This is a genomic window from Aliikangiella maris, from assembly GCF_040719265.1.
In the GTDB taxonomy this organism is placed as follows: Bacteria; Pseudomonadota; Gammaproteobacteria; order Enterobacterales; family Kangiellaceae; genus Aliikangiella; species Aliikangiella maris.
Genome location: NZ_JBFDAH010000002.1, coordinates 294477 through 309240, shown reverse-complemented (window position 1 = coordinate 309240; position 14764 = coordinate 294477). Strand labels below are relative to the sequence as shown.

At 38.1% G+C, this 14764-nt stretch carries 12 protein-coding genes; 4 read left to right on the top strand and 8 right to left on the bottom strand.

The features are described 5' to 3' along the window. Window positions 1-244 precede the first annotated feature (244 nt). The 6 genes from ABVT42_RS03315 to ABVT42_RS03290 form a co-directional block, all read right to left on the bottom strand. Window positions 245-1684: an ATP-binding protein gene (locus ABVT42_RS03315; protein WP_353873685.1), complete on the bottom strand. Its 1440-nt coding sequence runs from the start codon at window positions 1682-1684 to the stop codon at window positions 245-247. Then, the gene (locus ABVT42_RS03310; RefSeq protein ID WP_353873684.1) at window positions 1684-2367 is read right to left on the bottom strand and encodes a response regulator transcription factor; all 684 of its coding nucleotides are present in this window, start codon (window positions 2365-2367) and stop codon (window positions 1684-1686) included. Before ABVT42_RS03310 ends, ABVT42_RS03315 begins: the two co-directional genes overlap by 1 nt. Before the next feature lie 2 nt (window positions 2368-2369). Beyond that, entirely contained in the window at window positions 2370-2636 is a 267-nt protein-coding gene (locus tag ABVT42_RS03305; protein ID WP_353873683.1) for a PepSY domain-containing protein, read from the bottom strand. A 309-nt stretch (window positions 2637-2945) separates the two neighbouring features. Beyond that, window positions 2946-4328 carry an aminoacyl-tRNA deacylase and HDOD domain-containing protein gene (locus tag ABVT42_RS03300; RefSeq protein ID WP_353873682.1) on the bottom strand — a complete coding sequence of 461 codons (1383 nt, stop codon included), beginning with the start codon at window positions 4326-4328 and terminating at the stop codon, window positions 2946-2948. Between the two features lie 242 nt (window positions 4329-4570). After that, window positions 4571-6070 carry a DNA recombination protein RmuC gene (locus tag ABVT42_RS03295; protein WP_353873681.1) on the bottom strand — a complete coding sequence of 500 codons (1500 nt, stop codon included), beginning with the start codon at window positions 6068-6070 and terminating at the stop codon, window positions 4571-4573. A 1056-nt stretch (window positions 6071-7126) separates the two neighbouring features. Next, window positions 7127-7351, bottom strand: a complete 225-nt coding sequence (locus ABVT42_RS03290) for a hypothetical protein (protein ID WP_353873680.1) — start codon at window positions 7349-7351, stop codon at window positions 7127-7129. 293 nt (window positions 7352-7644) lie between these two features. Between ABVT42_RS03290 and ABVT42_RS03285 the strand changes: the two genes are divergently transcribed. Then, window positions 7645-8814 (top strand): DUF484 family protein, encoded by a 1170-nt coding sequence (locus ABVT42_RS03285; RefSeq protein ID WP_353873679.1) that lies wholly within the window; start codon window positions 7645-7647, stop codon window positions 8812-8814. Between the two features lie 12 nt (window positions 8815-8826). On the opposite strand, the gene ABVT42_RS03280 is transcribed toward ABVT42_RS03285, so the two are convergent. Beyond that, window positions 8827-10011, bottom strand: coding sequence for a 4-phosphoerythronate dehydrogenase (locus tag ABVT42_RS03280; RefSeq protein WP_353873678.1), 1185 nt, complete (start codon window positions 10009-10011; stop codon window positions 8827-8829). A 203-nt stretch (window positions 10012-10214) separates the two neighbouring features. Next, window positions 10215-10688, bottom strand: a complete 474-nt coding sequence (locus ABVT42_RS03275; RefSeq protein ID WP_353873677.1) for a DoxX family protein — start codon at window positions 10686-10688, stop codon at window positions 10215-10217. A 189-nt stretch (window positions 10689-10877) separates the two neighbouring features. Between ABVT42_RS03275 and ABVT42_RS03270 the strand changes: the two genes are divergently transcribed. From ABVT42_RS03270 to mnmC1, 3 genes are all read left to right on the top strand, one after another. After that, the gene (locus tag ABVT42_RS03270) at window positions 10878-11558 is read left to right on the top strand and encodes a LysE family translocator (RefSeq protein WP_353873676.1); all 681 of its coding nucleotides are present in this window, start codon (window positions 10878-10880) and stop codon (window positions 11556-11558) included. Between the two features lie 259 nt (window positions 11559-11817). Beyond that, window positions 11818-12372 (top strand): GTP cyclohydrolase I FolE, encoded by a 555-nt coding sequence (gene folE / locus ABVT42_RS03265; protein WP_353873675.1) that lies wholly within the window; start codon window positions 11818-11820, stop codon window positions 12370-12372. 222 nt (window positions 12373-12594) lie between these two features. Beyond that, on the top strand, window positions 12595-14742 hold the full coding sequence (gene mnmC1 / locus ABVT42_RS03260; protein ID WP_353873674.1) for an FAD-dependent 5-carboxymethylaminomethyl-2-thiouridine(34) oxidoreductase MnmC1: 2148 nt from the start codon (window positions 12595-12597) through the stop codon (window positions 14740-14742). Window positions 14743-14764 lie beyond the last annotated feature (22 nt).

Below are 14764 nucleotides of genomic sequence, written 5' to 3'. Positions count from 1 at the left end.
AGTCATCTTTACAGTTTTGATTTATGCATCATTTTAACAAGTGATAACCATGATAATCCGACGCACTAAAGTGACTCACAATACTCGATTAGCAGTAAATTAACTGAAAACCTGAATATGACTCCCAGTATTTATGGGCCTAAATATTTATGAACCTAAATGCTTACAGACCTAAGCACTTACAGGCCTAAATAATTATGGAGCCAATAACCATATTGCAAAATTTCAAAGCCTGATGCGCCGTTTAATAAGGAATCATTAAACTAAAAGCCGCGCCACCCAATATGCTTTGATCGATAATCAATTCACCTTTATAAGTTTTAATAATATCCATCACAATCGACAATCCCAAGCCTTGCCCCTCTGCTTGTTGATCGAGTCTTTTCCCTCTATCTAATATGAGTGTACGTTTTTTCTCGGGGACTCCGCTACCATCATCTTCAACCTTAATCACAACCTGATTACCCTGATTATATACACGGATAACAACGCAAGATTTTGCGAACTTACAGGCGTTATCGGCCAAATTCCCCACCAGCTCCATTAAATCACCACGATCTCCCGGAAAAAAGCACTGTTCGTCAACTTCAAAAGTAATTTTCAATGATTTACTGCTGTGCACTTTATTCAGTGCATCAACAATTTTTTCAACATCGGGTTTAATCGGCGCTTTACGACGCAGAGTCTGACCAGCAGTAACAACCGAACGATTCAGTTGGTAACGCACAATGTCATCAATGCGCTCAACTTGGGCGATAAGTAAATCTCTTGTTTTATTGGTGTTCAATTTATGAGAATTTATTTTACCGGTATTTGCAAGGTTACTACCCATTTTGCTATCAGGCGTATTCGCCGCTACTTCAGCACTTAATCCTGCAACGGGGCTTAATTGACTAAGTTCACTTTTAATAATCGCTAGCGGCGTTTTAATACTATGTGCCAAATTCCCTAATGTATCTCGATAACGGGATTTTTGTTGTAGTTCGCTTTCTAATAACTGATTGATACTCGAAGTTAATGGGATCAGTTCTTTTGGAAAATCACCTTGGATTTTTTCTGCGTCGCCAGCGCTAATTAATTCTATTTGAGACTGCGCCTCTTGCAATGGCCTTAATGTTCGGTTTAAAACATAAATAAACACGATAATAATAGTCATTGCTGTAATAGATAACCACACAATCACTTCGCGCTTAAATTTACGAACAGCTTCATTTAAAATTGACTGCTTTTCTCCAATCAAAAATAAATATCGCCCTTCCATCCCATTTTCATGTTCCCAGATAATGCGATCGCCTATCCAAAACATGGGTTTATTGTCTAAATCAGTTTCAGAAATTTTTGTGATCGAATAATCAAAATTGATATTGGGCAATACACCAAAGGTATCACTTGAGCGCGAGCGCCAAATCAAATCACCGTCAACATCCAGCACATAAGCCACCAATCCTGAGTTTAGATGGTTGAGTCGATCATTTCTTAATTCAGTTGGTAAGCCTAGTTGACCATCTCGCTCTTCTGCAACAGCCATTAGCGCATAAATTTGTGCGGTTAAACTTTCCTGAATGCGTGTTTTACTGGCAATCGTATAGGCTGACTTGGTAATTAAATAGATAATCGAAAAAGCAATCACCAGCACGATTGCACTCACCAGCGTCATGCGCCGTTTCAGTGACCAGGATTTCATTATCTTTCTAAAAATTCAGGATTTAACCGATATCCCTGTCCACGCAAGGTTTGTATAATTTTCAAATCTTGATTAGGGTCAATCTTTTTACGCAATCGACCAACAAAAACCTCAAGCACATTACTGTCACGATCAAAATCCTGATCATAAATATGCTCTGTCAGTTCAGTTTTAGAGACGACCTTTTTAGGATTAAGAAAGAGATACTCCAGTACTTTATATTCATAAGCGGTTAATTCGATCGACTTACCCGCTTTGGTAACCGCCTGTGCCATAGTGTCAATTTCAATATCAGCAAATTTAATTGTAGGTGATGCATAACCAGCCGAACGGCGTAATAATGCGTTACAGCGAGCCAGCAATTCTTCAAACTGGAACGGCTTTGCCATATAATCATCAGCCCCAGTGGATAATCCTTCAACTTTATCTTGCCAGGAATCGCGAGCTGTCAATATTATCACTGGCAGTTGATTACCTTTCTCGCGTAATTTTGCAATTAACTCTAATCCAGACATCCCCGGTAATCCAATATCTATGACCGCAATATCAATTGGATATTCTTCAGCCAAAAACAAACCGTCTTCACCATTTTCTGCCACTTCAACAGCAAATCCTGCCGCTTTAAATGCAGCAACGATACTTTCTCTAAGACGCAGTTCGTCTTCAACAATTAGTACTTTCATAATTATTTACAAGCTTTAATAGTTAGATTTTTGATTCGCTTTTCACCGACTAAAATTCTGATACGATAAACAGATTCTGCACCATTAGCGTTCAACTTGACACTCACGACTTTACCGCCACCGCTTTGCTGTTTCGCGCGACTAATCGCTTCACTGCTTGAAATCAATTTGCATGGTGAGCGACCTTTTTTAGCTGATTCGCTGGAAACCGGCAAAGATAAACCAATGCTCAGTAAACAAATGATTAAGGTAGCACAGAAAGATTTCATATCGAGTCCAGTTAGCAAATTCATGATGCAACTATATCACGTATCTATTTTATGGCCTACATGAGACAGCGACTGTCGACAGAAATCGCACAAGTTAAATGACGATTTCTCTCTTATTGATTAGCTTATCAAAATTAACTGAATTGTAACTGAATTGTAACCAGTCAGAATGACCGGTTACACAAATTGATCATGGAGAATTGTATAATTACCGACAAACATTTAGTCCGACCAATTGGGCAGCCCAGTACATTTAGATTATACCGTTAACCACAAACGCTTTTTTTACCAATAAATATAAAGCGCGGCTTATGCCACCAATTGATTTGCCATAATATCAAGGGTTTCAGACTCTAGCTCGATGTCTCGTAAAGCTGATTCTGCATTTTCTTCATCGATTGCCAGCAGATCCAATGTCGACTGCGGTAACTGGGTATCTGTGGCATCGCCAATCCCTAATCGTTTAAGCAGGCGATTGGCAATCAACACAATATTTGAATAAACCGCATGCTTACTCCAAAACTGTTCCTGATGATGATGTTGGACCGCAACGATTAATTCATCTGGCATATGCCAGTTTGTCATTAACCAAGCCCCTATTTCTTCATGTGTGACACCTAACACATAATGCTCAATATCTTCAACGGCAATCTGTGGATTTGCAAGGATAGTCGTATTAACCAGATTAAATTGGGGGGGAAAAATATGTCCGAGTAATAAGTGTCCAAAATTATGTAATAGTCCACTTAAATAAATTAATCCGCGCTCAGGGCGTTGTTTAACGGGCATAGTACGGCAAAGCTTTTCAGATAAACTGGCACTATATATTGCTTGTTTCCAAAACTCCCGAACCCCTAGTGGACCATCCATGGGTACTTTTAGTGATTTACCAATAGAGATACCTAATGCCAGGTTCATCACCAGTTCAAACCCTAAAACGCGCGCGATGGCAGTTTCAATAGAGTCAACCTTCCCCTGATAACCATAATATGGAGAACTAGCCCAGCTAATAACTTGCGCAGCAAGAGAAGGATCTCGCTTTACTATTTGCGCCAACTTGGTGGCATCTGCACTCGGGTCAACCCTTAGCTTCATGATATCTTGTGCAATTTCAGGCATTGCAGGTAAATCAAAAGTTTCGTTAACCCGCTGTTTCAATCGAATTGGTGTAAAACTCACATCAACTTCATTACCGTCTTTGTTTCGCCCAGCATATAGACGCTCTTTGCTGGCAGCAAAAGATAAGACTTCAGCATCAGCAAACAATTTTGCAATTTCTGATTGCTGAAGCTTGATTAAAACTCTAGGATTACCACTTTCAATAATCGCCTCAGACATCTCCAGCACACTGCTATCAACAATCAGCTTTGCTTTGCAAAGCTCTCCAATTGGCGGAAAGCTTAATAGATGGGCCTCCTTAGATAATTCGCTTTTTCTTTTGCTTGAACTAACCGCATACTCGCAACCTTTTTGCACAGATAATGCGCGCATATCCAAAAGCGAAAAATGACTGAGTACCGCTACAAAGTCGCCAGCCGAATTATTTAATGCCACTGTTCTCAGTAAGTTGTCGGCCTCATCACCGAGTGATTCAGCAATTTTATTTGCATGATTAAATTCTGATAATTCAATCACTTGATATGTAACTTCACAGTTCTCCAACTGTTCAATCACCGATTTTGGAATGGACAATTCAAACCCCTTTTCATTCGCAATACGTACTCTTAACTATAGAAGGAATTTTCTCCATTCACCGAAAATTTAGTGAATTTACATAGATTATTCTCAGAAATAAGTAATACCTCACATTAATAGCCCATGTCAGACAAATAGTCTCAATTTTCAATAGGTTAATATGTGTTCTATAACGTCAAAATAGCGTGTTATCTAGGTAATAAATGACTTTAATTTGGCACAGCTATGCTGATATATAATCAACTTTCGTAACCGACAGAATTTTTATCACTAACAGCAGTAAATGGCATACTGTGTAATTCTTCTATGCGTTTTTTAGGCGTTTGACTTTCATCACTCAATTCAACTTTTTCAATTTTGTCAAATCGGGTCGATATTTTGCGTGCAGATACATGAACATTTTCAACATCTTTACTTACCTGACCAATATGCTTAGCCAAATTATCCATTCGCTCCTGAAAACGGTTAAAGTCTTTTGCAAGATAAGTGATATGCTCTTTAATCAGATGCACTTGTTGACGAGTTTGCTCATCTTTAACAACGGCTGATGCTGTGGTTAAAATTGCAACCAATGTGGTTGGCGACACCAGCCAGACTCTTTTTTGCTGAGCCAACTCGACCAGCTCAGGTAAATGTCCGTGAATTTCAGCAAAGATACTCTCTGCGGGAATAAACATCACCGCACCACTTGAGGTTTCTGGCGGTAAAATATATTTTTGCGCAATATCATCAATATGTTTTTTGATATCCTTAATAAACAAACGTCGTGCTTGATCACGCGTTGGCTGCGCCAATTCTAAATCGCTCATTTTGCGATAATTTTCCAGTGGGAACTTAGCATCTATCGCTATTTTTCCTGTTGGCTGAGGTAATAATAACAGACAATCAACAATTTTATTGTTGGAGAGTTTATATTGCAGTTTATAGTGAGTAGCAGGCATCACATTAGCAATAAGCGTGTTAAGTTGAACTTCACCAAACGCACCTCGCGAGCGCTTGTCATTTAAAATTTCTTGTAAGCTCACCACATTCGACGAAAGCTCTGTAATTTTTTGCTGTGCGCTATCGATAAGTGCCAGTCGTTTTATCACATCATTGAAAGTTTGGTTCGTCTGATTAAAACCATCGGCAAGACGTTTGTCGACCTGGCCACTGATTTCTTTTAAACGTTCATCAGTCGATTGAGTGAGCTGGCCAATACTATCAATCAAAAATTGATTTTGGCGGTTTAAACTACGTTCAATTGCATCAAGTAACTGTTTGGTGCCATTCTGTATATTGTCAGTGATCAGTTTTTGTACCAGACGCTGATTCTGCTCGACCAGTTGACTAAGCTTTTCACTAAAAAGGTTAAACGCAATCGACTGTTCTTTATTTGATGCCGCAAGCCGCTGTTCTTGCTTAACTTGCAATTCATTTAATTGCGTCAGAATCGATTGCCGATCATTTAGTATCATCGAAAATTGTTTCGCTTGATTATCTGCCAGCATCGACTGTATCTGACGTTGAAAATTACCTTGTGAAAGAGATAGATAATTAACTGATTCTGTTAATTTTTGCAGGTTTTGATTCAGCTGAACAAAGCGATTAGAATCGGCGCGCTTAATGCGCCAGAGAAGAATTAAGCAGCTTACCGAAATAATTAAAAATAACCCAATAATTATACCTATAAACGGCAACCCAATATCGCTATTTGATGCAGTTAATGTATTTAACAATTTATCCAGCCATTCAGGCATGTAAACACGCTCATAAAAAATAAAAAGATAAAGTCGAAGATAACTTCCCAATTAGAAAAATAACAACGGCATTTACTTGCTACGGTTTACAGCTACTACTGTAATGACAGCGTTTAATCACTAAACCAACTTTTTAGGTAAGATTTTCAAAACATATTATAACAATTATGCTTATCTACAATACATCGACTAAATCTACACATAACCTATTCAATGCTTGATCAGTATTTACCGCTCTTGATCTTGCTCATTATCAAGCCTCTAGGATTGTACTTAATATAAGTCACACTCAAGAAACATATGCTCCCTTGCGCATATTGAGAGTTAAGCCAACGACTAACGAAATAATACTCACTCAAAATTTTGAATTTAAATCGTAACTTATAAAAAACTCACCTATTCAACCTAACAAATTGTCTGATCATCTACAGTTAAATAACACATTAAAAAAAGCACTATGTATTTTTAATTGACTATATTTCAAGTTGCCAAACTTAACAGTGATATATAAAAAATCAATCACCAGGTTTGTACTTTAATCTTAACCCAACGGCCTTGTATAAAAAGTTTACAATATAAAAATATCCTTGTAATCATTCCCTTTTAGAAAACTGCCATTCTCCATTAATTTCCATTTAAATCGGTATCAAATATTGCCTCACTACCTTGTGGTTATTTTTCTTGTAACAATTTCAATTGAGAGCCTACCCAGCAACGATAGAATTTCTTGTGGAGAAAAATCTGGGGTCAACATTATGTATTTAAACCAGGCAGTTGCTATCATTCGGAATTATTTGACAGCTAGCTTGGTGAATATTCAATGTTGAAATTAAAGTCGTCACCAGGAAGTTATCTTCAACAATGAAGATACTAGCAAAATAACTACTACTTGATCAAGTAGTATTTCTAATAGCTGGTTGTTACAGTTCAATTGTTGTCGATCTGTGTGAGTTTCAGGTGTTTAAGAGTATCCGTTATCAGTTTGTGTTATATCTGACAAATTGATACCTGATACGCTGATAAAGGATAATTACTTAATCAATTAGACTAAACTGGTTAAATATTCATCGCCCTACCGGTAATGGTTAAACGGACTTTGCGGCGATCTTTGCCACTGCGTCGTTCCCCTTGACGCATATCAGGAACAGTAATGGTGCGTCCTGTCATTTGACGACGATCTTCACCGGAACGACGATCAATCGCGCTACGATCAACTCGCTTTTGTGAGGTCCAAGTGACTTTATCACTGGATAAATCTTTTTCAGAATCATCGTTGCTCATAGAAATAAATAATCTTCTCCAATTAACTAATAGTATAGGTTGATTCAACCGAATATAACCATAATTTTAATAGCTGTATCATACCACTTATTAAAACTCTGTTTTTTAAAACTGAATAAATATATTTTAAACAGAAAAAATAACTTTTGTGTGCCAGACTTAAAACAAATTATTTTTACGTGATTTATTTTTAATTATTCATTTTATAATCTTTAATTGAGATAAAACAATAAATCGTACTAAACTCTAATTATGCATTTTTAATTGCTGTAACAAAGCTAAACTTGTGGTCGATGGATAATTCAAAAAAGTCTTCTGCTCAATTAGAATCCCCACTGGCCAATAATGCTATTGGGCAGGATAGTAATTTGAACCAACTCCTCCAAGAGAATCGCCTGCTCAAAACCACACTAGATGAAATATTAACCAGTGCTCAACAAAATCAAGCAACCCAAGAAAAGTTTTATGCTTTAGAGCTCTATTTTTTAGAGTCTCAGTCTTATACTAGTTTACTTGATCGTATTTTAATCGATTTACCTCAACGATTACGTCTGGTTCAAGTTGAATTATTTTTGCTCGATAGTGATCAGGAAATTCAACGTCAGATGAATGAAATATATCAGGATCTCGATTATCCAAATCTTCACTATATTGATAATAGGACAAAGTTGGAAGCCTATTATACCGATGGGATTAAGCTGAACCTGTCGCAAGACTCAACAGTCATTCGACGATTATTTAATCATTCCGCCACGCGCAGTTTGTCTGTCGCTCAGCTCCCCTTGATTCGTGGACATCAATTAATTGGTAGTCTGCATTTGGGTAGCCAGGATTTTAATCGCTTTCACGCGGGTCTTGCGGTCAACTTTTTACAGCACTTGGCATCCATTATCAGCGTTTGTATCGAAAACTGTATCAATCAGGAAAAATATGTTCATTTAAGCTTGGTTGATATACTGACACGAGCCAAAAACAGGCGATATTTTTTTCAGGCGCTAGCGCGTGAAATTGCGCGGGCCAGTCGTTCGATGTCTCCAATTTCGTGCTTGTTTATCGATATTGACCACTTTAAACAAATCAACGATCAAAAAGGTCATTTGACAGGAGATTTGGCATTAAAAGCAGTCGTTCAATCAATCTCTCCCTTGCTCAGACGCTCAGATGTTCTGGCTCGATTTGGTGGCGAAGAGTTCACCGTTTTACTGCCCGAATGTCGTTCATCAACCGCATTAGAAATTGCGGAAAGGATTCGAGAAAACATTCAACAAATGGAAATTGCAGATCATATAGGGCATTTATTTAGTCTAACGGCATCTTTAGGCGTAAGCACCTGGAATCCACAAGCCCAGCATCTGCAAAGTGCCGAAGCTATACAAAATTATCTAATTAATACCGCAGACAAAGCAGTATATGCCGCGAAGCAAGCTGGTCGCAATTGTATCAAGCACTTGATATCGGCTTAACTCTATTGGTTATTACTGATCGATTAATAAGCTTAACAACAACTGAGCATGATTAAGATCAGATGGTGTTTTTGCCAAATCAGCCTGTTCTAAGCTATTCACCTTATTCGCAATAGTTTGCCAACCGTCATAGTCTCTGCGCGGTAAGAGGCGATGATATCTTGCATAATTTTTTCGTAACTCATCAAAGTGTTCCGCCAAACTCCCCGAGTAATTTAGCAGTTTTTGGTGATCGGTCCGAACATCATATAGGTTTAATAAGCCATGGCGAATATCATCAATTGTATCGAGTAATAAAGCGTTTTTCTCAGGTAAAACTTGTGACAGAGACTGGTCGGCCAATATATCAAGATTGAAGTGACGGCAGAATGCTTGATAAATCATCCAGCTACCGCGAGACTTTCCTTCTAGCGTATGTCCAGCAATATGTGGAGTCGCCAACAAACACTGATTTACCAGCTTGTCACTTACATTCGGTTCATGTTCAAAAACATCTAAAATTACCTGCGCGTGATGTGCAAGAGATAAATACTTTGTAAGCGCTTCACCATCAATTACCGCACCTCTCGAGGCGTTAATCAATAGTTGTTCGGGCGTTAATTGTTGCAAGACGAATTCGTTGAATAAATGAAAAGTCTTATGCTTATTAGTTTGTGTCAATGGCACATGTAGGGTTATCACATCACAACTTAGAATTTTTTTAAAATCAACAAATTGTCGCGGATCTCCCTGCTCGACTAGTGGCGGATCATAAAAATAATAAGGAACTTTTAATATATCTAAAAAATTTGCAAGACAAGTCCCTACATTACCCGCCCCGACAATCCCTACTGAAATATCATCTAACTGGCGGTTTTGTCTTAATAACCAGACACTGATACCACTGAGTATATATTGTGCCACCGCGGCGGCATTACATCCTGCGGCATTTGCCCATCCAATTTGCTGTTGATCAAGCCAGTCGGTTTGCAGATGATCCACACCTATCGTGGCAGAGCCTACAAACTGAATACTGCTTTTTTGTAAAAGCTCGGCATTTACCTGAGTGACTGAGCGGCATAGTAGTGCATCTTTACCGATCAAGTGTTCAGCATTAATTTGTCTGCCGGGTAATAAAGTGATGTCGGCAACAGGTGAAAACCATTCGTGCACATGAGGCATATCTTCATCTGCGACAAGATTTAATCGTTGAGCCAATTTCACCCCGCTTTATAGGAAATATTCTTGATTCAATTAGGCGAAAGAGAATAAGTGACTTCGTCACATTTAACAAATGATAATCCATTTATCCTCAATTTAACCCAATGATCCACGCTAGAACTCTCTATTCTAGCAAACAGGATCGCATTCGAGTTGCATTTAAAAATAAATATTTTTTATGGTTTTTTGAAGCAGAAGGTTTATTGTGTTCGGCCTATGAGCGGTTTAATACACAAAAAATAAGCCCAACCGATCAAAATTAATTGTAATGGTGCACGAATCCATAAGTATACGAGCCCCCATTGATGGCCACCTAAACCGAAGCCATGCCACGCAGCATAAATATTAACCGGGAAAAAACTAATAAAAATGGCAATAGCGAACCTGCTGGCGAGCAACTGATAGCGCTTGAGCAAAAGTCCAAAACCAATTAAGACTTCTAACACACCAGTGACATAAACCCAAAAATATCGATAAGGTACCCATTCTGGCATCATCACAACCATGCCATCAGTTTTTACAAAATGTCCAACTGCAAAGAAGAAAAAGGTCATTGCTAATCCTCGACAAGCATACAGACAGACATTAACGGGAGCTTGTTTTGAACGCGCGCCAATAAAAGCAATCAGCAGCGGTAATACTAACAAAATCAATATAAGAATTGGTGTAACCATCGATGACTAACCTATTGAAAATTTAAAAGCTACAGTAAAAACTTGCCTCTTCGTCAGCGATTCAAGATCTGAAACGCCAATACCAAATTATCACATATCAATTTGACAAAATTAACCAAATGCTTTTATTCAACATTTTCAGTTTCTGCCAAATTGTTTAACTTTTCATTATTTGGCAGTTAAGTTAAAGTGACTTCATTAAAAATTACCGCGCTTAATTTTAGTAACGCCCAGTTAAAGAAAATGCTAATCGATTACACCCTATTGACCCTATTTATACCAACATTTGCACTGGTCTCTTCAACGCCGGGTATGTGCATGACTCTCGCTTTGACACTTGGCATGACTATTGGCATAAAACGAACTTTTTGGATGATGTGGGGGGAACTGGCGGGTGTGGCACTGGTTTCTATCTTATCCGTCATCGGGGTTGCCGGATTTATGCTTAAATACCCTCAACTATTTGAAGTAGTCAAATATTTAGGTGGCGCTTATTTAGCTTATTTGGGCGTACAGCTGTGGCGTAGCAAAGGTAAAATGGCGATTAATCTCGATGCTAAACAGCCAGCAGCAATTAGTAATTATCAACTGATGATACAAGGTTTCATCACTGCGGTTGCCAACCCAAAAGGTTGGGCATTTATGCTTTCATTATTACCACCATTTATTAATCCCGAATTGCCACTTCGCTCACAATTAATTGTGTTGGTTATCATTATCTTACTAACCGAATTCATCTTTTTAACACTTTATGCTTCTGGTGGTAGGACCCTTCAGTTGTTATTGGTTAATCCCAATAATGTTCGCCTGGTTAATCGTCTATCGGGCACACTGATGATAGCGGTAGGTATTTGGTTAGCCATAGGATAATGATTGGCTAAATTGCCGTTAAGCGATACAATATCGCCTTTTGGCAGCATTAATGATTAGAGAACAACCAGAGTTATCTCTATAATCGAAGTGTTAATCTGTTGTAAACACAAGTACTTATGCAAAGCGATATTCATGGGTGAGCAGTTATCGTAAAATTTGCTTATACTTTTACTTGTATTTTTAATCGCATATTCAACATTAATACACTGAATTAACGCTGGTCAGTAAAACAACGACAATCGATAAGAGCATTTTAATGACTGAAAATATAGCCAATTACTACGCGCAAATCATATCTGAGCTAGGCGAAGATTTAAACCGAGACGGATTAAAAGACACGCCACAACGCGCGGCTAAAGCGATGCAATTTTTAACTCGAGGATATCATCAGTCACTGGATGAAGTGGTTAATAATGCCATTTTTGAATCTGACAATGATGAAATGGTCATTGTAAAAAATATTGAGTTATATTCATTATGCGAGCATCATTTGTTACCTTTCATTGGTAAATGTCATGTTGCCTACTTGCCCACAGGAAAGGTTATTGGACTATCAAAAATAGCTCGAATTGTTGATATGTTCGGCAGAAGATTACAAATTCAGGAAAATATGACCAAGCAAATTGCTGAAGCAATCAGCAAAGTGACTAATGCCGCTGGTGTTGGCGTCATTGTTGAAGCCAAGCACATGTGTATGATGATGCGAGGCGTCGAAAAACAAAACTCAACCATGACAACCTCTGTCATGCTAGGCGCTTTTCGCTCAAAACCAGCTACTCGCAGTGAATTTTTAAATTTAGTTCGCAGTTAACTGAATCATTGATTATCTGCGCATAACCAATTAATTTTAATCACTAATCAGTTATGCGCGTTTTGATTTAAAATGACGACATTAAAAACGTGATCATATTAAAGATTGCTCGCATTAACGAGTAACCATATTGAAGAATGACCATATTAAAAATTTACTACATTAAAATGTCACAACCTGATTAGCAAAGCGACCCTTTAAAATTTTCATATTAATCTGACTATGTCCAGTGCTCATTTACAAAAATTTGCTTCGATTTCACCTGCCGAAATTATCTGGAAAAATAATCAACCTTATAGCCATACTTTCGATGACATATACTTCTCACCCAATGATGGTGTAGCTGAATCAAATTATGTCTTTATCGAAGGGAATAATTTAGCGCAAGACTGGTTGGCACAAGCGCAATTCATTCAAGATGAACCAACTGAAAAATCACGACCCATTAAAAAACACGAGTATATCATTGGCGAATTAGGTTTTGGGAGCGGGTTAAACTTTTATAATACAGTAGCCTGTTGGAATGACATATTTCAGAAAAGCCACTCAGACTCAGCAGTCCAAAGTCCTCGATTACACTATATTTCTATCGAAAAACATCCATTAAGGCGCGAAGACTTTATTCAAATATCACAAAACTGGCCGCAATTTAAAACCATTGCCGATCATTTAATTGCTCATTACCCATCGTTAACTTATGGAAGGCATCAGATCGTTTTTAGCTCACAAAAAATTACTTTAACATTAATTTTTATGCCCGTTGCTGATGCCCTTGATGATCTGTTACAAGAAAAACAACTGACCAATCATTTACTCAAAATCGACTACTGGTATTTAGATGGTTTTGCCCCCAGTAAAAACCAGAGTATGTGGCAACAATCTGTTTTTGAATCAATCGCAAAGCTCTCAATCTCCGGCACACGCTTGGCAACTTTTAGCGTTGCGGCTCAAGTAAAAAAGCCGCTCATTGATGTTGGTTTTATCCTTAAAAAAAGAAAAGGTTTTGGACGTAAACGTGAAATGTTAACGGCAACGTTTCATACACTTCCAGCCACACTCAACACAAAGGCGCCCTACATTAATTTAAAATATGAACGTCCCTGGTTTACACAAAAAAATATGCAAAGAGCCGATACCAGCCAATCTATTGCGATTATTGGCGGAGGTATTGCCGGATGCGCTACAGCCTACTACTTAACTCGACAAGGTTACACTGTTGACCTGCTGGAAGCCAAACAACAACTGGCTCAGCAAGCATCTGGTGCGGCGGCTGGTATTTTCCACCCGCAATTAACACTCGACATGAATTTTGGCAGTCAACTCAGTTGGCTTGGTTATTTAACAATGCTCCAGTTTTTACAACAACTGAGCCCAGAAGAAAAACAATCGATTATTGTTCAGCAAGGCGTAAAACGTTACGTTGAAACAGCACACCAACAAGCTCAGTTATGTCAATTAAGTAAACAACTCGAATTAACTCATTGGTTACCCCCTTCAATCGACAACTCAGAGACAAGAGCAATAGTATTTCCACATGCCGCCGCAATTAATATGACCGCATTCTGTCAGTTATTGATTAACAAGTGCCAATCACAAAAACTCAATATTTTACTGGCTCATGATGTAGCTTCAGTTCAACAAGCCAACCATCAATGGGTACTGACAGCAAACAACAATGCTACTGAAATATTTCAAAAGCACTATGATCATATCATTTATTGCGGTGGCGTTAATCACCAGTCTGTAATTGATTTTGCTTTTGAAAATGCCTTTGAGGATACACACATATCACGCGGCCAAACCTGTTTATTCAAGAATGCTCGATTAAGCCAAACGCATCAACAAGTCATATGTGAAAAAAATTATTTTGTTCCAATGCGCAATCAGCAAGTGTTGATTGGTTCTTCATTTGAAAATTTTATTGACGACCAATTACAAATAACAACGCAACACACTTTATTAAAAAATACTGCTTCACTTTTTGAGTCAATTGGCCAATATTTTCCCAACATAGAAACCTTTTCGCAATATCCACTAGACGGAAAAGTAGGATATCGATTACATACTCATGATAGGCTGCCTTTGGTGGGCGGTGTTATCGACCCAAAAAAATTACGCCATGATTTTCAAGGTTTAGGACAAAAGCGTATTCGCAGAACCGATTTGTCTCACTATAACATTCCTGGGTTATGGTTAAATACGGCTTATGGCTCTCATGGTCTGACACTTGGTTTAATTGCCAGCAAACATATCACACAATTAATTAGTCAAGAATTATCTCCTCTATCACAGCCATTAGCACAGGCGATTCATCCAGTCCGTTTTATCATTCAAGCACTCAAAAAAAGGCCAGATAATCCGGCCTACTAACAAAACTAATTGGTCTCTGAAT

Excerpts from the sequence above, each read along its gene's own strand:
- ABVT42_RS03315 (WP_353873685.1), bottom strand. The coding sequence starts at position 1,684 with ATGAAATCCTGGTCACTGAAACGGCGCATGACGCTGGTGAGTGCAATC.
- ABVT42_RS03310 (WP_353873684.1), bottom strand. The coding sequence starts at position 2,367 with ATGAAAGTACTAATTGTTGAAGACGAACTGCGTCTTAGAGAAAGTATC.
- ABVT42_RS03305 (WP_353873683.1), bottom strand. The coding sequence starts at position 2,636 with ATGAAATCTTTCTGTGCTACCTTAATCATTTGTTTACTGAGCATTGGT.
- ABVT42_RS03295 (WP_353873681.1), bottom strand. The coding sequence starts at position 6,070 with ATGCCTGAATGGCTGGATAAATTGTTAAATACATTAACTGCATCAAAT.
- ABVT42_RS03290 (WP_353873680.1), bottom strand. The coding sequence starts at position 7,351 with ATGAGCAACGATGATTCTGAAAAAGATTTATCCAGTGATAAAGTCACT.
- ABVT42_RS03285 (WP_353873679.1), top strand. The coding sequence starts at position 7,645 with ATGGATAATTCAAAAAAGTCTTCTGCTCAATTAGAATCCCCACTGGCC.
- ABVT42_RS03275 (WP_353873677.1), bottom strand. The coding sequence starts at position 10,688 with ATGGTTACACCAATTCTTATATTGATTTTGTTAGTATTACCGCTGCTG.
- folE (WP_353873675.1), top strand. The coding sequence starts at position 11,818 with ATGACTGAAAATATAGCCAATTACTACGCGCAAATCATATCTGAGCTA.
- mnmC1 (WP_353873674.1), top strand. The coding sequence starts at position 12,595 with ATGTCCAGTGCTCATTTACAAAAATTTGCTTCGATTTCACCTGCCGAA.